General features: G+C 47.0%; 17 protein-coding genes. 8 read left to right on the top strand and 9 right to left on the bottom strand.

The features are described 5' to 3' along the window. The first annotated feature begins 89 nt into the window (after positions 1 to 89). A complete protein-coding gene (locus C6Y40_RS12115; protein ID WP_105933601.1) occupies positions 90 to 1,124 on the top strand; it encodes an IS110 family RNA-guided transposase in 1,035 nt (344 codons plus the stop codon). A 387-nt stretch (positions 1,125 to 1,511) separates the two neighbouring features. On the opposite strand, the gene C6Y40_RS12110 is transcribed toward C6Y40_RS12115, so the two are convergent. Next, the gene (locus tag C6Y40_RS12110) at positions 1,512 to 1,694 is read right to left on the bottom strand and encodes a hypothetical protein (RefSeq protein WP_105934815.1); all 183 of its coding nucleotides are present in this window, start codon (positions 1,692 to 1,694) and stop codon (positions 1,512 to 1,514) included. Between the two features lie 266 nt (positions 1,695 to 1,960). Between C6Y40_RS12110 and C6Y40_RS25555 the strand changes: the two genes are divergently transcribed. After that, positions 1,961 to 2,398: a peptidylprolyl isomerase gene (locus C6Y40_RS25555; RefSeq protein WP_420836934.1), complete on the top strand. Its 438-nt coding sequence runs from the start codon at positions 1,961 to 1,963 to the stop codon at positions 2,396 to 2,398. Continuing rightward, the gene (locus C6Y40_RS25550; protein ID WP_420836933.1) at positions 2,362 to 2,742 is read left to right on the top strand and encodes a peptidylprolyl isomerase; all 381 of its coding nucleotides are present in this window, start codon (positions 2,362 to 2,364) and stop codon (positions 2,740 to 2,742) included. The genes C6Y40_RS25555 and C6Y40_RS25550 overlap by 37 nt, the downstream gene beginning before the upstream one ends. A gap of 81 nt (positions 2,743 to 2,823) precedes the next feature. On the opposite strand, the gene C6Y40_RS12100 is transcribed toward C6Y40_RS25550, so the two are convergent. Next, on the bottom strand, positions 2,824 to 4,506 hold the full coding sequence (locus tag C6Y40_RS12100) for a glycoside hydrolase family 13 protein (RefSeq protein WP_105934814.1): 1,683 nt from the start codon (positions 4,504 to 4,506) through the stop codon (positions 2,824 to 2,826). Then, the gene (locus C6Y40_RS12095) at positions 4,497 to 5,834 is read right to left on the bottom strand and encodes an MFS transporter (protein ID WP_105934818.1); all 1,338 of its coding nucleotides are present in this window, start codon (positions 5,832 to 5,834) and stop codon (positions 4,497 to 4,499) included. Before C6Y40_RS12095 ends, C6Y40_RS12100 begins: the two co-directional genes overlap by 10 nt. A gap of 363 nt (positions 5,835 to 6,197) precedes the next feature. On the opposite strand from C6Y40_RS12095, the gene C6Y40_RS25205 reads away from it, so the two are divergent. Together C6Y40_RS25205 and C6Y40_RS25200 are read left to right on the top strand one after the other, a co-directional pair. Beyond that, positions 6,198 to 6,800, top strand: coding sequence for an MFS transporter (locus C6Y40_RS25205; protein WP_240621938.1), 603 nt, complete (start codon positions 6,198 to 6,200; stop codon positions 6,798 to 6,800). A 32-nt stretch (positions 6,801 to 6,832) separates the two neighbouring features. After that, positions 6,833 to 7,393 carry an MFS transporter gene (locus C6Y40_RS25200; protein ID WP_240621936.1) on the top strand — a complete coding sequence of 187 codons (561 nt, stop codon included), beginning with the start codon at positions 6,833 to 6,835 and terminating at the stop codon, positions 7,391 to 7,393. An 18-nt stretch (positions 7,394 to 7,411) separates the two neighbouring features. On the opposite strand, the gene C6Y40_RS12085 is transcribed toward C6Y40_RS25200, so the two are convergent. Together C6Y40_RS12085 and C6Y40_RS12080 are read right to left on the bottom strand one after the other, a co-directional pair. Continuing rightward, complete coding sequence (locus C6Y40_RS12085; protein ID WP_105934813.1) at positions 7,412 to 9,298, bottom strand: DUF3857 domain-containing protein; 1,887 nt, start codon at positions 9,296 to 9,298, stop codon at positions 7,412 to 7,414. Further along, positions 9,288 to 10,334 (bottom strand): DUF4234 domain-containing protein, encoded by a 1,047-nt coding sequence (locus C6Y40_RS12080; protein WP_146129560.1) that lies wholly within the window; start codon positions 10,332 to 10,334, stop codon positions 9,288 to 9,290. The genes C6Y40_RS12085 and C6Y40_RS12080 overlap by 11 nt, the downstream gene beginning before the upstream one ends. Before the next feature lie 462 nt (positions 10,335 to 10,796). Between C6Y40_RS12080 and C6Y40_RS12075 the strand changes: the two genes are divergently transcribed. After that, on the top strand, positions 10,797 to 12,263 hold the full coding sequence (locus C6Y40_RS12075) for a PQQ-dependent sugar dehydrogenase (protein WP_105934811.1): 1,467 nt from the start codon (positions 10,797 to 10,799) through the stop codon (positions 12,261 to 12,263). A gap of 54 nt (positions 12,264 to 12,317) precedes the next feature. On the opposite strand, the gene luxS is transcribed toward C6Y40_RS12075, so the two are convergent. Continuing rightward, positions 12,318 to 12,824, bottom strand: a complete 507-nt coding sequence (gene luxS / locus C6Y40_RS12070; RefSeq protein WP_105934810.1) for an S-ribosylhomocysteine lyase — start codon at positions 12,822 to 12,824, stop codon at positions 12,318 to 12,320. 165 nt (positions 12,825 to 12,989) lie between these two features. Here luxS and C6Y40_RS12065 point away from each other — a divergent pair, with 165 nt between their 5' ends. Then, complete coding sequence (locus C6Y40_RS12065; RefSeq protein ID WP_105934809.1) at positions 12,990 to 13,460, top strand: CreA family protein; 471 nt, start codon at positions 12,990 to 12,992, stop codon at positions 13,458 to 13,460. 31 nt (positions 13,461 to 13,491) lie between these two features. Here the strand turns inward: C6Y40_RS12065 and C6Y40_RS12060 are convergent, their stop codons facing one another. The 3 genes from C6Y40_RS12060 to prsT all read right to left on the bottom strand — a co-directional run bounded on the left by C6Y40_RS12060 (position 13,492) and on the right by prsT (position 19,088). Further along, on the bottom strand, positions 13,492 to 14,811 hold the full coding sequence (locus tag C6Y40_RS12060; protein ID WP_105934808.1) for a mechanosensitive ion channel family protein: 1,320 nt from the start codon (positions 14,809 to 14,811) through the stop codon (positions 13,492 to 13,494). 132 nt (positions 14,812 to 14,943) lie between these two features. Further along, positions 14,944 to 16,113, bottom strand: a complete 1,170-nt coding sequence (locus C6Y40_RS12055) for a glycosyltransferase (RefSeq protein WP_105934807.1) — start codon at positions 16,111 to 16,113, stop codon at positions 14,944 to 14,946. Positions 16,114 to 16,316: 203 nt separating this feature from the next. Then, the gene (gene prsT / locus C6Y40_RS12050) at positions 16,317 to 19,088 is read right to left on the bottom strand and encodes an XrtA/PEP-CTERM system TPR-repeat protein PrsT (RefSeq protein WP_105934806.1); all 2,772 of its coding nucleotides are present in this window, start codon (positions 19,086 to 19,088) and stop codon (positions 16,317 to 16,319) included. A gap of 212 nt (positions 19,089 to 19,300) precedes the next feature. Here prsT and C6Y40_RS12040 point away from each other — a divergent pair, with 212 nt between their 5' ends. Beyond that, positions 19,301 to 20,437: a trypsin-like serine protease gene (locus C6Y40_RS12040; RefSeq protein ID WP_170308473.1), complete on the top strand. Its 1,137-nt coding sequence runs from the start codon at positions 19,301 to 19,303 to the stop codon at positions 20,435 to 20,437. The last annotated feature ends 287 nt before the right edge of the window (positions 20,438 to 20,724 follow it).

Here is a 20,724-nt window from a genome sequence, read left to right as displayed (position 1 = left end):
GATTAATGGTATGGACCCTCTCCTCCCATAAAGGCTTCAAATGAGCCAAGATAGAGTTGTTGAATCACTATCAAGAAGGAGAAGGTCACATGAATAAGGTAACAATAGGTTTAGATATCGCCAAGTCTGTTTTTCATTTAGTTGTTATGAATCAGTCCGGCAGAGTACTCAAAAAGAAGAAGTTAAAGCGTTATCAGGTGCTGTCCTATTTTAGCCAACTGGAGCCAAGTATCGTGGTGATGGAAGCCTGTGGCAGTTGCCATTATTGGTGTCGTGAGCTGACAAAAGCGGGGCATGAAGTCAAAGCCATCGCGCCGCAATATGTTGTGGCATACCGAAAAGGCAATAAACACGATTACAATGATGCAGAGGCGATAGCCGAGGCCTCACAGCGTGAAGGGATGCGATTTGTGCCGTTTAAGTCTCAGGAACAACAAGATATTCAGCTCATGCATCGTATTCGAGAGCGTATGATAGCGCAGCAAACAGCGTTGAGTAATCAGATAAGAGGCTCGTTGGCTGAATACGGTATTGTGTATGCACGGGGCGTAGCGACCGTGGTGAAAGAATTACCTTTCACCTTGGAAGAGGCTGATAATGGATTGAGTATGCTAGCTCGCCAACTGTTTCAAGGTTTATTCAACGATTTGTTGGTGTTACGGGAGCGCATTAAGGAAATGGATAAGGAGTTGAAAGCATTTGCACAAAACCACCCTGTATGCGAGCGCTTAATGAGCATGACCGGTATTGGGCCACTGATTGCTACTGCTTTATATGCAGGTATTGGACAAGGACAGGCTTTTAATAGTGGTCGACATTTAGCCGCTTGGTTGGGTATCGTCCCCAAACAACATACAACGGGAGATAACCCGAGATTGCTGGGTATCAGCAAACGCGGGAATACGTATTTACGCACCCAGATGATTAACGGTGCCAGAGCCGCCTTGCGCCATATCGGTGATAAAACCGATAAAGTGAGCCAGTGGTGTCGGGCTTGCTTAGCGCGAATGAGCTTTAACAAAGCTTGCGTCGCGCTGGCCAATAAGATGGCGAGAATGGCCTGGGCCATGCTGCACCATCAACAGGATTATCTGCCAGGGCAGATAAATAAAGCTGCGGTTTAGCCGGTCAAACCCAAACCAGTAGTAAGCACGTAAACGAAAACAGGAAGCCTATCAACGCATTGCAAAAGACAACGTACTGATGATTAACGGTTCATAACCATCTTGTTCAAATCAGATTATACCAAGGGCCTTCGAGGCCGCCGGATTGATGAGACAACAAGATGCGAACAACCATCAAGGCTAGAAGCCACATGACTTCACTAAAAAGCCGAATATATGGCAGCAATGAATCACGTTAATTAGTCAACACGGTGTCTTGCAATCGGAGAGGGTCCATATATGGTATAAGACTGAAATGGGATTTATTGCAGGCACAGGGGCGGTGTGGACCCCGTCTGAACCTGGTACATCGGGCAGTGTTATCACTAGTCAAATAGAGGCGATTAACTAGGCGTCGCTTTGTCTTTCAAGCTCTATGGCATACTCCACTAATTCGGCATTGGAGAGATTGGCATCATAGCTGTCTTTATCCTGAGCGAGAATTTTATCGATGAATTTTTCAACTATCTGTTGATGACCTTCATCCAGCAGGCGGTATTTTGTGAGGAGCCTTGTCTCTGTATCATTCATATCCAAGTTGTTCTTCCTCTTTCGTTGTTAGTTACAACCCGCTTGTTAGCTGCCAGCACCTGTAATAGTGACAGGGGCATAAGCAACAAGCACTACTGAGTATAGTAGACAGCCAGGGCAGGAATTGCCAATCCGAGCCGCTCAGCCAAACGACTTGTTAGCCGCAACGACCACGATTACAAAATGATACAGAGAAAAGGTTTCCGGTCCTCAGGACTTTGCGTACTATTGGCCTGCATTTTAATAACAATGAGCAGATTACCAGCATGATAAAACCAATTCTTGCACTCAGCACTGCTGCACTGTTCAGCTTGCATGCTGCGGCAACAGTGGTGGAAATTCGCACCAATATGGGCAACATCAGCGTTAACCTTTTTGACGAAGCAACCCCCGAAACCGTTGAAAACTTTCTTGAATACGTTAACTCGGGGGCTTATGCCAATAACGTAGTGCACCGTTCTGAACCTGACTTTGTAGTCCAGGCTGGGGGCTTTACCTACAACAATACCCTGCCTCTCGACAATGTAGCTACCGGTGTTGCGGTGGTTAATGAGCCGGAGCTTTCTAATGTTCGTGGCACTATTGCTATGGCAAAACAAGCCGGCGATCCGAACAGCGCTACATCACAATGGTTATTAATTTATCGGACAACAGCCAGAATCTGGATGTGCAGAATGGCGGCTTTACCGTATTTGGCCAGGTGATTGATAACGGCATGGATGTCGCAGACGCGATTAGCGAGCTTCCTCGCTTTAATCTGGGCGGGGCAGCCAACTCTATTCCGCTGCAGGATTACACCAACGACGATGCCACCAACGGCCGTGAGCCGGACGGCGATAACTTTGTGTTAATTACTGATATTGTGGTTACCGACGCAGCGACTGTTACCAATCCGGATTTAACGCCGGTTCCAAACACTCTGATCGACAATGACAGCGACCCTACACCACCATCCAGTAGCGGCTCCTCCGGGGGTGCAATGCATCCGCTGGCATTACTGGTTATTGCCGTAACCACCATCGTTTTTCGGCGCAGAAAGAAACGCTAACTGATTAATAAGCCCTTTATTCCGGCCAAATCCAAGAAAGCCGCTCAGATGAGCGGCTTTCTTGCTTAAAACAACGACTTTTTACGCTATCCGGATCACCACCGCCTGCCACGGCTCAAGGGTGTATCCTGAGTCATCAGACTGCAGCGACGGATAGTTATTGATCATGACATTATCGCCAATCAATGCCGGCTCCAGTGCACAATGCTGTTGATGGCTCGAATAGTTAAGCAATACCAGAATCACCTCATCATCAAGTTTACGGGTGAACGCATAAATATGCTCATCATCCGGTAGCAGCAATTCATAAGCGCCGTAAACCAGCGTCAGATTTTCCTTGCGCAGGCGGGTAAGCTGGCGGAAGTAATTCAGTGGCGAGTCCGGGTCTTCTTCCTGGGCAGCTACGTTGATCTCAGGATAATTACCGGTCACCTTTAACCAGGGTTTACCGGTAGTAAAACCAGCGTTGGCCGAATCGTCCCACTGGATAGGCGTACGGGCATTGTCGCGACCACTTAACTTATGTGACTCGAGCAGCATTTCGGCATCACCGCCCTCATTTTTGGTGAGGTTATACCAATTAATGGTCATGAGATCGTTATAGTCATCAATGCTGTCGAATTTGGCGTTAGTCATGCCAATTTCATCACCCATGTAATAGTAGGGCGTCCCACGCATGGTAAGCAAAAAGGTACTGAGTAACTTTGAGGACTGCACTCGATGGGCCGGCGAATCATCGCCAAACCAGGTCACCTGGCGCGGGAAGTCATGGTTGGTATGCCATTGGGTGCCCCAGCCTTTTTCGTCGAAGGTGGTTGCCCAGGCGCTCATGATCTCTTTGTACTTCACCAGGTTCTGGAAATCAGCGTTAACGATCTTACGTTGATCAACGCCCAGCTCCACATGCTCAAAGTGATAATTCATGTTTAGTTCCTGACGGTCTTCGTCCACCAGGTCATGAATATTATCTAGGTTTGTGCCCGGCCCTTCGGCTACGGTCATAATATCGTAATGCTGCAGCACCTCGCGGTTCATTTCGTGCAGATACTGATGTAAACGTGGGCCCTGGGCATAAACATCGATCATGGCATCGCCGTGCACGCCCTCGAATACCGGGTAGTCATCATGCTTGGAAATAAAGGTGATCACGTCCATCCGGAAACCATCAATACCCTTTTTAAACCAGAAATGCATCATGTCGAAGATTTCTTCGCGCACTTTCGGGTTTTCCCAGTTTAGGTCTGGCTGTGTTTTATCAAAATAATGCAAATAGTAAGCGTCAGTGGGCTCGTGGTAGGCCCACGCACTACCTTCTTCGTCGAAGAACGACCAGCGCTCCGGCGGCGTGCCTTTTTCAGCCGGCCACCAGTGATAATAATCACGATAGGGATTATCTCGCGATGAACAGGCTTGTTTAAACCATTCGTGCTCGCTGCTGGAGTGGTTTACCACCAAATCCATCACCACCTTGATACCACGGGCATGAAAACCGGCCAGCAACTCATCAAAGTCGGCCATGGTGCCAAACTCATCCATAATGTCCCGATAATCAGAAATATCGTAGCCATTATCATTGTTGGGCGATTTATAAATCGGGTTTAACCAGACTATGTCCACGCCCAGCGAAGCGATGTAATCAAGGCGCTTAATAATGCCCTGCAGATCGCCCACCCCGTCACCGTTGGAGTCCTGAAAACTGCGGGGATAAATCTGATAAACAACGCCCTCTTTCCACCACTGGCGGTACATCTGTTTTAGTTGCATGATTGCTTCTCCTGATTAGCCAGGTGATCAGGTTTGGTGTTAATACGCAATGCCAAACCGGCACCGACCACAAATAAAATACCGGCCAGAGCCAACGCATTTCGCGGGTCCCCGCCAAGCAAAGAATCGTAGAAATAACCGACAGACAGCATTTCCATAATCTGCGGCAAACAAATCATGGCGTTAAGCAGACCCATATAAACCCCTACTCTGGCGGCAGGTGTTACGTCGGCAGCAATGATAAATGGCACAGTGATAACGGCTGACCAGCCAATCCCTACCAGCGCCATGCAGGCAAAAGTGGTATACAGGTCGGTAGTCAGCTGCATCGACAAGTAACCCACACCACCAATTAGCAAAAACAGCGCATAGGTTTTAGCATCGCCGATTTTGGTGACGACCTTAGCAATAACCAGCGCCATGATAAGCGTAGTCACGTTCATTACTGTAAACGCCATACCTACCTGCGCGGTGCCTTCCACAAAGCCGGGGCTGTCCGGATTAGGGGCATCGTAAACGTGACGGGCAATCGAAAGCGCCAGGTACTGCCACATCATAGGTAAACCAAACCAGGTAACCAGCTTCACCCACCACACAGCGCGCAACGACTTAGGCATATCCACCAGCGCACTCCACAACTCGGTAAACACGTGACCAATGCTTTTGTGCTCACGTTTAGCATGAAATGCTTCCATATCTTCAGGCGGGTATTCTTCGGTTTTAACAAATGACCAGGCCATGGAAATCAGAATAACCACTACGCCAATGGCAAAGGAATATTTCACAATTTCCGGAATTTGCTTACCGTCAGTCTCGGCTGAAACGCCAACAGAAATCATAATTAATGGCATTAGCCCGGCCAGCATCTGGCCGGCGGCAATCATGAAAGACTGCAAGGCGTAACCGGTAGGGCGCTGCTCATGGTTAAGCTTATCGCCCACCAGCGCACGGTAGGGTTCCATGGCGGTATTCATAGCAGCATCAAGGATCCAGAACAGCCCTACTACCATCCATAACTCAGGCACATAAGGCATAAACATCACGGCAATGGAGCCAACCAGCGCACCAATCATAAAAAACGGTTTCCGGCGACCAAAGCGGGTCCAGGTACCATCACTGATGGCCCCGATTAGCGGTTGGATGAGTAACCCTGTTACCGGACCGGCCAGCCACAGAATAGGCAGTTCGTGCTCTGCCGCACCGTGATAGCGGAAAATCGGACTCAGGTTAGCCTGTTGCAAACCAAAGCCGTACTGGATGCCAAAAAAGCCAAAGCACATGTTCCATATCTGCCAAAAGCTTAAGTTCGGTTTTAGTGAATCTTTCATATCAAGATCTCTGTTTGTAGTAAATGTTAGCGTAACAAACATGCTCCTGATTCTCACAAACTCGAAACATAAACATGTAACACGCTGATACTAGTGCAAGGTTTGATGTTGTGCGCGACTTTTAGCAGCCTTTCTGCGCAACATAAAACACACAAAAAATTAACTTCGCAAACTGAATCTTAAACGATTAAGAAGATTACGCAAGTTTTCTCCTCACTTTCTTAAAGTTAAGTGTGTAACTCGTTATCCTGCAAAAGAAAATATTAAATATGACTGTTAAACATCAGAGCTTGCCGTTTCAAACGTTTGTCATATCAACAAAATAAAATGAAAATTTACCAATCATAGCGGGATAGCCTTTTGATGAGCTCAGCGATTTCCAGGCGTTTATTTTACGTGCTGACCGTTACTTTTATTCTCCTCGCTGTGCTGGGTCAGCTTTCAACGGGTATCTATACGCCCTTTTTTGAAGAATTAGCCGAGTTGCATGGCACAAAAATCTCTCTGATTGAAAAAAGCGTTGCCCTTTTTCTTATCGCTTTCGCGGTATCTCAGTTGGTATCCGGCATCGCCTGCGACTACCTGAATAAGCCCCGTCTGCTGCAGTCAGGATTACTGTTATTTATAGTGGGCACATTGATCGTTGCCCATGCCAATAGTCCACTGCTCTTTCTTACCGGGCGGGTTATTCAGGGGCTTGGCGGCGGGGTTGGTGTGTCGGTAACGCGAGCCTTATCGAAACAGTTATTTAGTCCACAACAACTAAATATTTCTCTTTCACTCACTAACATAGCCTTTGCCATTGCCCCGGCAATTGCGCCAATGCTGGGGACATTAATCGGTGAGTGGCTGGGGCTCAGAGCCGTATTTTTCGTAGTGCTGGTGATTGCGCTGCTGGCTTTCGGATTACTTTTTGCGGTCACTCCCGCGCTGAAAATACGGCCTGTTTCAACTCTTCGCACGTAATGCGGGATACCTTAACGCTGCTAAAAAGCAGTGTGAGCCCGATTCTGTTAACCGGAACTGCCAGCGGATTACTTTATGGCATCGTTTTCGGCTTTGTGACTATCAGCCCGTCTCTGATTATCAATGAGCACGGTTACAGCAAAGGGGCATTTTCGTTGTTTTCGCTGCTGGCTACCATGTGTTTTGTGCTGGGTAGCGTGGTAAATATTAAATTATCGGGCGTTTCTGCGCTGCATAAATTCACACTGTCCGGGTGGGTGATACTGGGGTTGTCTTGTACCGCCCTGTTGTGGATCTCAATAATGGGGGCTGACAGCCTATGGCTCATTATGAGCTTTAGTTACCTCATTTTCTTCCTGGCCGGTATTGCCATGCCCTGCAGCGTGCTTTTAATGCTCGGCTTTTCTGACACCTCGGCGGGCCTGCTGGCCGCTTTAACTGGCTTTTTCCACCTCACCGGCGCATCCGTCGGCGCATACCTGGTAGCTATAATAAATCAGCCACCCGCTCACGCCTTCATACTAACAACCACAACCTTAAGCCTTTGCTGTGTGATTGCCTGCGCTTTTATCAGCATTCAGCAATCAGACTAACGCAACCACTTAGCGGGCTTAACTATCATGCCCAAAGGTAATCGGTGCCTGCATATAGAAGACATTTAATAGATCATTGAAGACTTTTATCTCTTCTACTGCTAGATAGCGCGAAGGCATTGATAATGTGGTAGTCACGTACAAAGTATCCAGCTCATCGCCGGGCTCAAACCGATAAGAGCGGGTGAGCCTGCCATACTGATGCTCCAGGTTCAGGTCCGGCGGATAGCGGTTGAGTGCCCAGTCATGCGGTACCTGAATTTTATACTCAGACTCGACTAAGAAGCCGGGGTAAAACTGACCATAAACTTCGTTGTTGAGCCATGATGATGAGAGTTCTCCGCGTAACCACGAGTCATTCTCAGCCAGAGAAATGCCCTGCTGAGGATTAAAATAAGGCTCGTAGGTGGTTTCAGAGTGGGTAGTTAACCTACTCGACATAGTATCAACGCCGGAGATCTCAAACACCGGCTCAGCATCTTCATTGGCCACATCATGATAAACATCCACCATGTATTCAAGGCGTTTTGGCTGCGACAGACCAGCCATGTTCTGACGCATTAACGATGCATACTCATTCAGAAAAGTGAGGGTAACGAGCTCTTGCTGGCCCCCCTCTGGCGTAATGGTAATATCTGACAGCGCTTTAAGCTGCCAGCGATATTGCGGGCGTGGAATGGTAGTTAACGACGCATCGTTAGAAAGGTTCAGTGCAACCCGCCCCTGGATCCAGTCTGACGTGCTCTGCCATTGCGTGTAGGGGTCGGTTGGATCGAGGCAATATTGCTGGCCTGCAAAACTAAAACAAACCACTACGTGATCAAATAAACCGACGGCAGCAGCGCCCGCCATGCCCGGCCGCTCTCGTTTGGTTGCCACCAATACCGGCTCAGCATCAATGTTAATGGCGCGGAGCATGGCTATCAGCAAGGCCGATTTGTCTTTACAGTCACCAAAGCGGTTGTCGATGGTTTCGTCCACGTTATGCGGCACTATGTCGTAGCCGGCTTCAGAGCGAGAAACATAACGAATATCGCGGGCAACAAACTCGAAAATACGCTGGATCAGTGCCTGCTTGCCATCAGCACTACCAGCAAACTCATCAACCAGCGGCTGTACGCCCTGGTTATTTTTGATAGCGTTGACAAAGCCAGGGCGCACTTGCGCTTTAACCGCCTGCCAATCTGGCTCTGTAGAAAGCGTGATCTGGCCTAACTTATCGCCCCAGTTCACCACGCTGTCAGACTCTGCCGCCACGAGATTAACGGCGTGACAGTACACCCGCGCGGGCTGCTGCTCACAACTTACAAGCTCACTGGTATTATCAAAATACAACCGGGCGCTGTCGTCCCACTGCGCCTCAAAACTGTAATTCAGCATATCAGCAGTTTGCTGAGGGTAGGAGCGAATACTCCAGAAGGGTCGCTCCGTTGTGAGAGTTTCCTCAATTTTATATGCAATCAGCGTGATGCCGCCCACTTCCACCGCCGGAAAAGACACAATCATCTTTTCGGTTTCCGTGAAGGTATTGTAGGTATCTTCTGCAATGACTTTCTGATGAGACTCATTGACGTAACTCACCTTGCCTTCTGGCGAAATACTCGCTGCCGTCAGCACCGTGAGCTTTTCATTTAACTGATTAAAATAAATGCTTTCGTAAGCATTGTTCTGCACGGATGCTGTGGTGGGATAAAACCAGATTTTATGACCGTAAACGGTTACTTTGTTGTCTTTCACTGCAACTTTGTAGGTACGCTCCAGGCCGGTTAACGCACTGTGGGCATCAGGTTCCAGTTCACTGGCAAGCTGTTTGGCCCGCGCAATCAACCCATCCCCCTGCAGAAATTCAGCCGATACCGGCAGCGTTAACAGCAAACTGAATAATAGGAGTAGCTTACTTCTCATCTGCGATCAGCCCTTTTACGTCCCTGACAAATTGCGGCTTGTATTGCGTATATTTACGCGGTGCCACCCACATGTATCCCACCAGCTCAACCAGGCCTTTCTCCCGTTCGATAAGGTGTGAAATATAGAGCTGCTTATCACCAGCCTCGGTATTTTCGCAGCTTACTACCGAACGCAGCAGATCGGTTCCTTGTTGCAGTGAACGTGAAGCCGTACATTGTGCACCGGGTAGCACTTCAAGGTAAGTAGCGTAGCGATTTTGCGCGACTTCATTAAAGTCGTCATGTTCGGTATAAGTAAATACGGCGTACCACATATTGTTTAATGAGGCAGGCCCTCGTAGTTCGTATTCAGCCGTGCCATCGGTGACAGTGCCAATCGGCACATTTTCCCAGCCTTCCTGGTTCACCGTAAAGCGCACGCCTGCCTCAGGCAGCACGACTTCGGTTCCGGACTCAATACGGGTAGTCTCTACATTCACCAGTTTCAACTGCCCCAGCGCCCAGAACAACCCAACCCACAGGGCTAAAAACAGTAACCCTACCACCCACTCCAGGGCGTTGAATCCGGCGAACCGGTGCATCATTGGTTCGCTCTCAAATGCTTGCCTGATGCGATTTAAACGATGATGTAGTAGCAAAAATAAAATAAACGCCACAGCCCACAAGACAAATTGCAGCGCCTGACTCTCAATGAATTCGGCAACAACATAAGCACCAATATAGGCACCGCTGAACAGGCCATTCCAGGCAATGTTCTGCATTCTGCTCCAGCCCGGCAGTTGCCGCTGGGCTTCAATATCACTAAACGTTTTAAGCAGGATGTGCGAGGCAAAAGGCAACGGCAAACACACTACCGGCGCAAAAAACCACAGGATGGGCGTAAATGAGCGACCGGTTATGCGTTTACAATCGCGGGCGGCAAGGGCAAACCATATAAACAGGTAACAACCCATGGTGACGATGGTCAGCAGACCTTCCAGCCACACGGCACGATAGGGTGCTACCTTCTGATGGGTACGGGGGGAGTCTGTCACATCCTTGTCCTCTACTGCATGGGTAGTCCTCTACCCGATAAAAAAGGCGGCGCTATTTTTCGCCATGGTTATTATTGTTTTTTAAACAATATATTCTACGCGGCAGATTTGCCACACCAGCCTGATTTTATTAGAGAATTGGTAAACCAGTAGCGGCCGAACGATTGTTTTAATTTAGCAATCAGTTTACTTAAGGATTAACAGACCCGCAATCAAAAGCTAACGAACCATCATCTTGTTAAAGCGACCCGGATTAAAACGGCCGTCCGATCTTACGGCTTTATCGCGCTATAATGTACGGCCACAGTTCTTGCAATTTGCTTTGATATTCATCCAGCCGTGAAAGAACGTGAATGTGTCTTGCCCGAGCAGTTGTTCGAAAGTATTCTGTTTGATTATTAATACTATTTTTAGAAAAGCCTCGCTAAGGCTTTGATAATTTGAATCAAGGAAGTACAGGTTATGGAAAACTCAGCTATTCGCATAAGGGAGATTTCTCTGCTGGGATTACTTCTATCTGTATTGTTTGGCTGCAGTGACAATAAACAGGTTTCTGTAACTCAGAGCTCTTCACCAATGCAAGCTACTGCGGTCACTACAGCCCAAATTAGCCAACCTATTAATTATGAAGATATACAGGTTATTATTCGTGATGTCGCGACCCTGCCGATACGTCCGGGTAAACGTTCAGGCGCCAGAATAACTACCCTAGCCTCTGTTAAGGACGATTCAAAGCGCTTCTATTCGGTGGACTTGGATGGTTATGTGTATACCATCGATAACGAAAAGCTCATTAACGAACCCTTTTTAGACGTGAACGCTGCCCTCGGCGATGTGTTTGTTCGAAATGATACCGAAAAAGGGCTGACCTCGATGGCTTTTCACCCCAATTTCGCCCGGCCCGGACTGCCCGGTTTCGGCAAAATCTATACGGCAACCACTGAAAGATACGGTTCCGGCAAGCCAGACTTTAAGGAAGTGAATACAGGAAGAACACCATCGCATCTGGATGTTATCCGGGAATGGCAGATGTCTTCTGTCAGCAATAACCGCATAGATTCTTCTTCAAGTAGGGTGGTAATGCGAATTTCACACCCTTTTCGCGATCACACCATCGGCCAGATCGCGTTTAACAACAGTGCAATGCCAGGTGAACCTGATTATGCCAGGCTCTATATTGGCGTTGGGGATGGCGGTAATACCGTGGGTTATAAACAGGAAATAAACGCTTTTCATACCGCCCAGGACCCACAACTCCCATTAGGTAAAATTTTGCGGATTGATCCGCTTGCCCGAGGTGCCCGACCCTATACAGTGCCGCCGGATAACCCTTTTGTAAATAACCCTCCTTTTTTACCTGAGATCTGGGCTTATGGGTTACGCAATCCGCAGCGGTTTACCTGGGATAGTGCTGGCGACCATCGCATGATTCTCATCGATATAGGTCAGGCTTTGGCTGAGGAAATTAATGTCGGTATCGCCGGAAGCAACTATGGCTGGAGCCAGCGTGAAGGCTTCCTGAATGTCGACCGTAAAAACAATAAAACCTATCATCCTCTCCCGGCAAACGACTCGCAGTTTAACTATACTTATCCGGCCTTACAGTACGAGCATGATTTGGGGCGCGCAATAACTGGCGGATATGTATACCACGGAGCGCTGCTAACTAAACTGAATGGTATGTATATCTTCGGCGATATGGCCAGCGGACGGATTTTTTACACTCAGGCTGCAGCTCTCAGGAATGGCCAGATGGCCCAATTCGGCGAGCTTAAGTTAAAACACAATGCCAGGATAAAAACGCTGTCGGATATTCAAAATGGCGCTAATCATGCGCAGATGCGGTTTGGTGTGGACGGTGCGGGTGAGCTGTATATTCTCACCAGAGGCGATGGCACAATCCGAAAAATGGTGATGGTGTCGGGGTAAACCGGCAGAAGTAAATAACTTCTGCTCCCGGTACGAGAGCAGAAGAGGCCTGTTTTATTGCTCTAAAAACTCATCACTTAAGTAGAGTTCGTCGTTACTGTTGATACCTACTTTGCGGTTGAGTACCGTTTGGGCAATTTCCTGCGCTTCTTTCAGCGAGTGCATCTTATAAGTGCCACACTGGTACTCGTTCAGTTCCGGAATATCAGATTCGGTTTGTACATTCAGTACATCATTCATGGCTGCCAGCCAGGCTTTGGCTACGCGCTCTTCATCCGGCGTACCAATCAGGCTCATGTAAAAACCAGTACGGCAACCCATTGGAGAAATGTCGATGATTTCAACGTCATCCGCATTCAGATGCTCACGCATAAAACCAGCAAAAAGGTGCTCAAGGGTATGAATGCCTTTTTCAGACAATGCTTCCTGATTTGGTACCGTAAAGCGCAAATCGTAAACGGTGATAGGATCGCCCTTAGGCGTCGTCATTTTTTTCGCAATGCGAACAGCCGGGGCTTGCATGCGGGTGTGATCAACACGGAAGCTGTCGAGTAGTGGCATGATTAAATTCCTTGATTGATATCGGTAATGCGACCTTTGTTACGCGCACGACCGTAAATAAGTTTAACGTCGGTCATTGTACATCAACTATCAGGGATAAACATACCGAAGCATCGCCGATGGGTGTACCCTGTAACCAAACCGGCAACTGTTAAAAGGAATGTTATGAAAAAGCTGATAATCGCACTAACGGGCGTTTTACTGCTAACCGCCTGCGACCGCAATGAAGTAGGCGATGTCTCATTAGGGCTGTTTACCACCAAGGACATTAAAATAGACATGTTCACCGACCCACTGATCCCGGGGGTAACCTGTCATGTGGCCAGCATTGAGGCTGACCTGAGCCTTGCCGATCCCTCTGACAGCTCGATTGCCTGCCGTCAGACTGGCGAAATTACTGCAGCCATGATAGCGGCTATCGATAAAACCAAATCCGGTGACGTTGTGTTCAAAAAATCGAAAAGCGTACTGTTTAAAAATATGAAAATTCGCCGCATTTTTGATGCGCAAAACCAAACGCTGATGTACCTGGCCTATTCCACTAAGGAAACCTCGGGCAGTTTTAAACACAGTTTATCGACCGTGCCATTGTGGGGTACAGACGCCTATCAGACTGCGCCTGCTCCAACCAACTAAAACCATGGGGGCACCAGCCCCCCTTCTTTAATCACGGCGTAGTATTTTTAAGTGAAATAGCGTCTTCGTTAATGACACGGACTTCGCGTTGCGGGAATGGGATCTCGATATCGTGTGCCCGCAATGTTTCAAAAACAATCAGCAGCAGGTCGCCTCCGACCCGGTTTTTACCATCATCCACGCCTTCCATCCAAAACTCCACAAACATATTAACGCCGGAGTCGCCAAAGCTGTCAATTTCGCAATCAGGGCGTTCTTCAAAGGGAATATCCGGGCCGCTTATTACCTGAGGATGTTCGCTTACGGCCTCTTTGATAATTTCGACCATGGCGCGGATGTCAGTTTTATAAGCTACCGAAAAATCGATACGGTACCGCTGTTTAGGATCTTTATGCGTCCAGTTAATTAATAACGAACTGATAAACTTCTCATTAGGAACGAGGATATCTTTACCGTCATAGGTTTCAAGCACCGCATAGCGCATTTTAAATTCGCGCACAAACCCCTTGCTACCATCATCAAGCTCAACAAAATCACCAACGGTAAGGGAACGGTCCAGCAGAATAATAATGCCCGATATAAAGTTGGAGGCGATGGATTGCAAGCCCAGGCCAAGCCCTACACCTAGTGCTCCACCAAACACGGCAAGAGCGGTTAGGTTGATGCCCATAATATTCAGCAATAGCAGGAAAATAACGCAGAACAGCACCACCTCGAAAAGCTTGGAAAACACCTCTTTGGTGGTCACATCGAGCTTTTCGTGATTACGAATAATGTCTTTACCCATCACGCTGGATGCACGGCCAAGCCAGAACAATAACACCCCGAAAATAGTGACTCTGGCGACGCCGTAGGCTGACACGCTGACGTTACCAACATTTATCGAGATTGACTCCAAGGCTGCAATAACAGCAGGCAGCACATCAATCATGTGCAGAAAGACAATGGGTAAACCTACCCAGCGCAGAAAGTTCGCTATGCCCCGACTTTCAACAAACGCCCGAATGAAAGAGTTGAGGAAAATCATAATCGCTACCACTACCGCGACTTCCAGCAGCCAGGCATCTAACTGATACTGTTTACCCAGAATAGAGGTAAGCTTGAGCAGGGTAATAGTGAAAATGGGAAACAGCGTACCACCCAGACGGTACATTTTGAGTCGGATTATATGCGTACCATTAGCCGGTGCTTCCCGCGTCCAGCTAAATTGCCGACGCAAGCTTGAGGATATCAGCCAGGCAACGGCATAAATCGATGCAATAACAATCACCTGGTACAAGAATGTTGGACTAAGAACGGCGTCCTGAGCAATCAAAAAGGCTTTCTTCAGCTCAGCGATAAAGGCTTCCATAATTTACCCTGCAGAGGATGTGCTTCGGGCAAGTTTTATCGTTAATCACTCTGCGGGTAAAGAAATATATTTAGAATATATGTAAATAATTATCTATTGAAATTTGATTTAAACAGTTGAAAACCTGAATAATCAAACACAACTAGTTCGCACTTCCTCGTATTCCATAGATTCTCTCGTTTCATATACCCTATCCCGCCAGTGAGCCTGGAAATTTTGCGCAGAACTATAAGCTAACAATTTTTCACAACAGTTAAATGATGGTTCAGCCTGTTCATCCTTTATGTTCAATATCATCTCAGACACGCTCCTTTCATCTAACGAATCTAACAAATAACCAACATTGAAATTTTCAACCATGTATTTAAACCAGTGGTAATTTGGAACCAATACCGGAGTATTCGTTTTTATAGCTCGCATTACAATGCCTGACGGGCTGTAATGATGAGCATAAAGGGCACAGACCAAATCAGCGCAATTCGTAATATCCATTAATTCCTGGTCACTTAGGTACCTATTAATGACATGAAACCTATCCCGTTGTTCTTCGCCGAGATTGTCTATGTAAGTTTGAATCTCTTTCGAAAGTTTGCCGGCCAACACAAGCTTAACCTTATGTTTTGCTGATATTGCAGCTACAGACTTAATAAGCATGATTGCGTTTTTCCGCGGATGTGTATTCATCGCTCCGCATGCCAATAGGTAAAAAAAGCCTTTCTTGAGCCCAAACTGCTCATAAGCAGCTCGTTTGGTTATGGGTTCTTGTTTGTCAATAGGGTCAGGAATCAGTTTGAATCGACTACGGATAAAATAGCCTAACAAACCAGGATGATCATACGAAGCATTATCGATGGTGCTCAGGGTATTTTTCGGATGCAGACACAATAACAAGAGTTTGATCAGCTTCTCGCCATAAGATGCGTTAGTCAACAATCCGGGGCTTAGCATTAAAAAGTGATACTTCCATCGTCCAGAAAAATTGAAAATGGGCCATAGCCATGCTGCTGTAGTTCCTGTTGGAGCAATGATTTTCTTAACTGGAGTCTGGCGAGCCAACTCTGCAATTGACTTACACTCATAGTAACTCTGGATAAAACTATTCGATTTAAAGGTTTTCCGATAAAAAATCACTTTATCAACTTTCTTGCTGATCGCCTCGAAAACAGCGTTTGTCGCCGGGGTCAGTATCAACACCTTTTCATCTTTATCTAGTGCACTCAGAACTTTATCCAGATACGTAAGGTGGTGCCCGGTAACTGAGGGCAAGTAAATGCACAAATAGGAAGGGTTTGTTTGTCGCATAATATGGGCTCACTATTATTTTTTTAATCGGCCACAAAGGTCAATGCCGTGCGAAGTGTAAACCTAACGCACTTAGGTCAGTAATGCTTTTAAGCATTCTCTATCTTTCAGCCTGTATCGTCAGAGTTATTCAACTATTTTTTCGAAATCGGTTTTGACTTAACTATAGTTGAGAAAAACTGACGATGCAGACTGATAGATACTTAGCGAGGACTAATATTCTTTAATTCATATTGTTGAATCAGGCTATTCAGGCGCACAAATGAAGCGGGTTGCGAAAACCGCATACGTTCAAGTTTACGCTGAGCTATCGCTTTGCTGCCTTGTTTTAGCAGCGTTTCAACGTAATTCAGGCGGATGTGTTCGGCAATGCCGGGCTGCTCAATGATCGTTTCGTAAAGTACGATGGCTTCATCTGCCTCCCCTTGTTTGGTTAAAATTTCGGCATAGGTATCCACAACCCCGTCGTTGGTCGGCATAAATTCGTAGGCTTGCTCAATCAACTTTCTCGCTTCTTCTAGTTCGTCCTGATTCATTTTAAGGTACGCGAGATTATTCAGTGCTACGTAATTATAGGGATCTGCCGCGATGGCTTCTTTATAGCTCGTTACTGCCTCATCCGGGGCTAATACCATCTGAAACTCCGCCATCAACATCAGCGAACGAATGTCCTTGTCTGGCGTAGCGTTATGTTTCTGTAACAACGCTAACGCCTCGTTGCGCTTATCCTGTGCCGCGTATATTCGGGTGAGTAATGCGAGGTAATCAAAGCTTCGATTCGCCTTATAAGCTGCCAGCGCATCATCAAGGGCTTCTGCAGGACGTCTTTCCAGCAAACTGATATAGGCATTTATTCCCCGTACTTCTGGTTCATCGTATAGTCGTTCATCAATTTGCTGCCAGGCCGCTTTGGCTTCTTCAAGATTACCCAGCCTTGCATTAAACAACGCCTGAAGGATGCGAATTTCCTGATTATCTTCCAATTGTAAAAAGCGGTTTGCTTCGGCCAGCGCCGCCGGATAATTGCCACGGATATTATTCACTGCAATGACACCTATAGCCGCGTTTTCCTGATTTGGAAAAAATTCGGACCATTGCCTGAAGTGCTCTTCGGCAGCAATAACCTGATTGGTTTGTACTAATACATTACCTTTTAATTGCCACAGCGTTTGAGGGCTGTCAGCAGAGAGTGAAATACCTTCGATTAGCTTAAGCGCCTGCTCCTTTTGGTTGAACTCCAGAGCCTTTTTGGCAGCCAGCATTCTTAGTGGCGGATTCGTCAGGCCCGACTCGAGAGAATTAATGAGTGAGGATAGCTCCTGTTGCGCCTGCTCTTTGTCCTGTGAGAGTAGAAACTGCCATGCCCTAAAAGCGCTAGGGCTGTCTGCAACGATTTTTCTGGCCAGCGTCAATGCATTATCAACTTGCCCTTGCTGTTCAAGCACGCGCATTTTTAAAACCTGTGCAGGTACTGCAGTTGGTTGCTCGCTAAGTGCCTTCTCAACAGCCACCTCAGCCCCAGCTAAATCACCTTTCGCCAGTGCAGCTTCAGCATTGATTATGAAACTGCTGAACGCTGTCTTATCATTGCTATTTAACTCTCTGGCAATGGCTTTTGCTTCGTCATACTTACCATGTTTGATAAGCGCCATAGCAATCATCTGTTTAGCCTGGACCGGGACTTCCTGATCTTCGACGATCTCATCAACACCTATCAAACCGTCAATATCGTCTACCGATAACCGCAACAAATTCAATTGCACAATTTGCTCAGCGCTTTGTGACAAATCTTCCATTTGTTCAATCATTTCGCTGGCTGCCGCCTCATCATCCGCTTTCAACATTTCCAGTGCCGCTTTGGATAACAAGGGAACATCCGTGGATTGAAAGTTATCGAGGCGTTGAATTACGGATTTTACCTGAGCACTGGTACTTGAGTTTACCTGACTGGCAGCAAGCAAACGTAACACTCGGTGATCGTCTGGCAGTAAGCTGGCAACCGTTGATAAATGCTCCACGGCTTTATCGTAATTCTCGGTTTTGTAAGCGGCAAAGCCAGCAACCACTCTTAACGTTGGGTCCAGTCGACCGGTATTTATTGCTATTTCAGCATATTTAAGTGCCGCTTCGTGATCGTTGTCTACTGCCCGCGCAATGCTTTTGAGCTGATTTAAATACGGGCTTTTACTGTTTACCATCAATAGCTCATCCACGAGAGGCTCTGCCTGCTTAGCATCCCGCTGTTGAATCAGCAAACTGGCAAGAATAAATTTCACTCGTATATCAGTAGGTTCAACGCGAAGATAGTCTTTAAACGTTTCAGCAGCTTTCGCTCCCCGACCGGTAGACGTATACAGCCGCGCCAGTATTAATAATGCATCACTATTAAGTGGCGAGCGATCTCTGGCTTGTTCAGCCTTAGCCATCGCCTCCTCATATTTTTCGGCTGCCAGTAATGGAATGAGCTGAATCAGGTCGTGATAAACGCTGTTCACATTCAGCGCTGTTAAATTTTCTGACAGTAACACGGCCTGCTTATTTTGCTTGAGTGTCAGCAGTGATAAAGCTTTGCGATAACCTACAATTACTTTATCAACATTCGATAAACCACTGCTTTCCAGCGGCAATTCTGTCATCGCCACATCGGCGCGGGTCTGCTGAAAAGCCTTGGATAATAATGGCAACACATCGGCCGGTTTGTAGCCATAGTCGAATGCCCGGGAAAGTTCTTTTTCCGCCGACTCGTAATCCTGTTCCTGCAAATAAATTTTGCCCAGTTCAAATCGTGGCTGAGCTGCTTGTGGATCCAGTTGAATGGCATTCTTGAGCGCAATAATAGCGGCTTTATTATCGCCTTGTTCTAAATGCTGTTTTGCTTCACTTATATGCTCAACAGTGGTTTTCTGGCCACAGCCTGCAACCATTAGCAGCACAGCAGAAATCACGGCAATTCGGGTGGAGGTAGACTTGTTCATATCGTTAGAATCGTTACTGAGTGTTTTTATTATATCCAGTTTTCAGCATACCACCTTAATGTCAGTTTTTTTAACAGAATTGTTTGCTCGCACTGAAAGTGCACCGTTAAATATACATATAGTCATTAACTTTCAACAAGTTAAAGAAAAACACAACAGAGGCTCGATACTTGCATAAGAAAATTTCGAAAAAAACCATGTGGAAAAGCAAAATGAAAATAAAAAACAAAATGTTACAAACAGGGACTCTACTTTGTAGTCTCCTGACGGCAGGTCTGGTTACTGCATCACCAGTAACGTTAGAGGGCCATTCAGTTAGTCCTGCTATTGCAGCAGGTGACTCTAACCTGTACGGCAATGGCGGTGCTCCTTTCACGGCAGCAGGTGAATTTACCGGCGTAGTGAGCATTGAAATCTTCCGTGACGGTGGCTTCTACATTTGTACCGGTAGTGCGATTTCGCCACGACACATTATTACTGCAGCACACTGTATTGAACGTGATGACGGTTCAATTATGGACCTGTCTACAGGCACGGTGAGTGCAGTTTTCTCTGACGGCGGCAGTTTTGTTGACTACATCCCTAGCTCCAGCGTAGTCGCTCACCCTGATTACCTGGGTTTTGGCGTTTGCTCAGCTACTGAAGGGGCTGGTTTTTCTGGCGGCTGCCTTAACGATGACATCGCGATTTTAACGCTGGAAGAGGATATTCCTGCGGGCGTTGAAATTTATGATTTCTACACTGGCGACATTGACAATGGTGACCTTTTCACTATGGTTGGTTATGGCACCACGGGTAACGGATTAGATGGTTACACAGCTGGCCCTGACTGGACGAACAAACGTTATGGTTTCAATATCCCGGAGTTTTTCGACTGTGACGATGCCAGTGTGACTGCTCCAGATCGTTCAGGCGGTTATTCATCTTCAGCTGCCTGCCCTGTAGCATTCGGCTCCGAAGCTGAAGTATGGTATGCCGACTTTGACGGTGTAGCCGACGGCACTAACTGGGATTATTTCTGTATCGTATTTGGTGTATGCGGCGACGCCTTCGGCAGCGATACAACTACCGGCTTGTTTGAAGCAAACATTGGTGGTGGTGATTCCGGTGGTCCTTCATTTGTTTATGATTCCACAAACGATAAGTTTTTGTTAGCGGGTAACAATACTTTTGGTATTGATAGCTCACCAGTCGCTAATGGCGGTTACGGTCACATCTTTGGTGGTAACCTGTACGCGCCTTATCTTGATTGGATTAACAGCATCACTAACGCAAACGCGCCTGCTACGCTGGCGATTTTGTTAAGTGGTCTTGGCATCATGGTTGTACGCCGCAGAAAAGCCAAATAAGCATCTCTGATCGTACTAATAAAGGGAGTTCAGTAGTGACTGAACTCCCTTTTTATTTACCTCAAAAAACGCCTTTCTTTGCAAACTACCTTATCACCGCCTCAGACTGTCGAACCGGCCATTGATTGAATTAAACGCCACATCAGGTGTTAGCAATATACCTAACAGGGAACGGCTACGTGGAATAAGCAAACTCTGGACAGAATTGTCGATACAGACGATCTTAAAGTCGTTATTTGTCTTCAATGCTAAGCGAACGAACCCGTGCTGCCACGATTTGCATATCG

The sequence above is a fragment of the Marisediminitalea alba genome, assembly GCF_002993365.1.
GTDB classification, from domain to species: domain Bacteria; phylum Pseudomonadota; class Gammaproteobacteria; order Enterobacterales; family Alteromonadaceae; genus Alteromonas; species Alteromonas alba.
The sequence above is the reverse complement of the archived record's forward strand: the minus strand, read 5'-3'. Positions and strand labels throughout refer to the sequence as shown.

What these genes read in the sequence shown, in the direction of transcription:
- C6Y40_RS25555 (WP_420836934.1), top strand. Translation starts at nt 1,961, where the DNA reads ATGATAAAACCAATTCTTGCACTCAGCACTGCTGCACTGTTCAGCTTG.
- C6Y40_RS12060 (WP_105934808.1), bottom strand. Translation starts at nt 14,811, where the DNA reads ATGGAAGCCTTTATCGCTGAGCTGAAGAAAGCCTTTTTGATTGCTCAG.
- C6Y40_RS25205 (WP_240621938.1), top strand. Translation starts at nt 6,198, where the DNA reads ATGAGCTCAGCGATTTCCAGGCGTTTATTTTACGTGCTGACCGTTACT.
- prsT (WP_105934806.1), bottom strand. Translation starts at nt 19,088, where the DNA reads ATGAACAAGTCTACCTCCACCCGAATTGCCGTGATTTCTGCTGTGCTG.
- C6Y40_RS12095 (WP_105934818.1), bottom strand. Translation starts at nt 5,834, where the DNA reads ATGAAAGATTCACTAAAACCGAACTTAAGCTTTTGGCAGATATGGAAC.
- C6Y40_RS12085 (WP_105934813.1), bottom strand. Translation starts at nt 9,298, where the DNA reads ATGAGAAGTAAGCTACTCCTATTATTCAGTTTGCTGTTAACGCTGCCG.
- C6Y40_RS12075 (WP_105934811.1), top strand. Translation starts at nt 10,797, where the DNA reads ATGGAAAACTCAGCTATTCGCATAAGGGAGATTTCTCTGCTGGGATTA.
- C6Y40_RS12055 (WP_105934807.1), bottom strand. Translation starts at nt 16,113, where the DNA reads ATGCGACAAACAAACCCTTCCTATTTGTGCATTTACTTGCCCTCAGTT.
- C6Y40_RS12100 (WP_105934814.1), bottom strand. Translation starts at nt 4,506, where the DNA reads ATGCAACTAAAACAGATGTACCGCCAGTGGTGGAAAGAGGGCGTTGTT.
- C6Y40_RS12110 (WP_105934815.1), bottom strand. Translation starts at nt 1,694, where the DNA reads ATGAATGATACAGAGACAAGGCTCCTCACAAAATACCGCCTGCTGGAT.
- C6Y40_RS12065 (WP_105934809.1), top strand. Translation starts at nt 12,990, where the DNA reads ATGAAAAAGCTGATAATCGCACTAACGGGCGTTTTACTGCTAACCGCC.
- luxS (WP_105934810.1), bottom strand. Translation starts at nt 12,824, where the DNA reads ATGCCACTACTCGACAGCTTCCGTGTTGATCACACCCGCATGCAAGCC.
- C6Y40_RS12115 (WP_105933601.1), top strand. Translation starts at nt 90, where the DNA reads ATGAATAAGGTAACAATAGGTTTAGATATCGCCAAGTCTGTTTTTCAT.
- C6Y40_RS12040 (WP_170308473.1), top strand. Translation starts at nt 19,301, where the DNA reads ATGAAAATAAAAAACAAAATGTTACAAACAGGGACTCTACTTTGTAGT.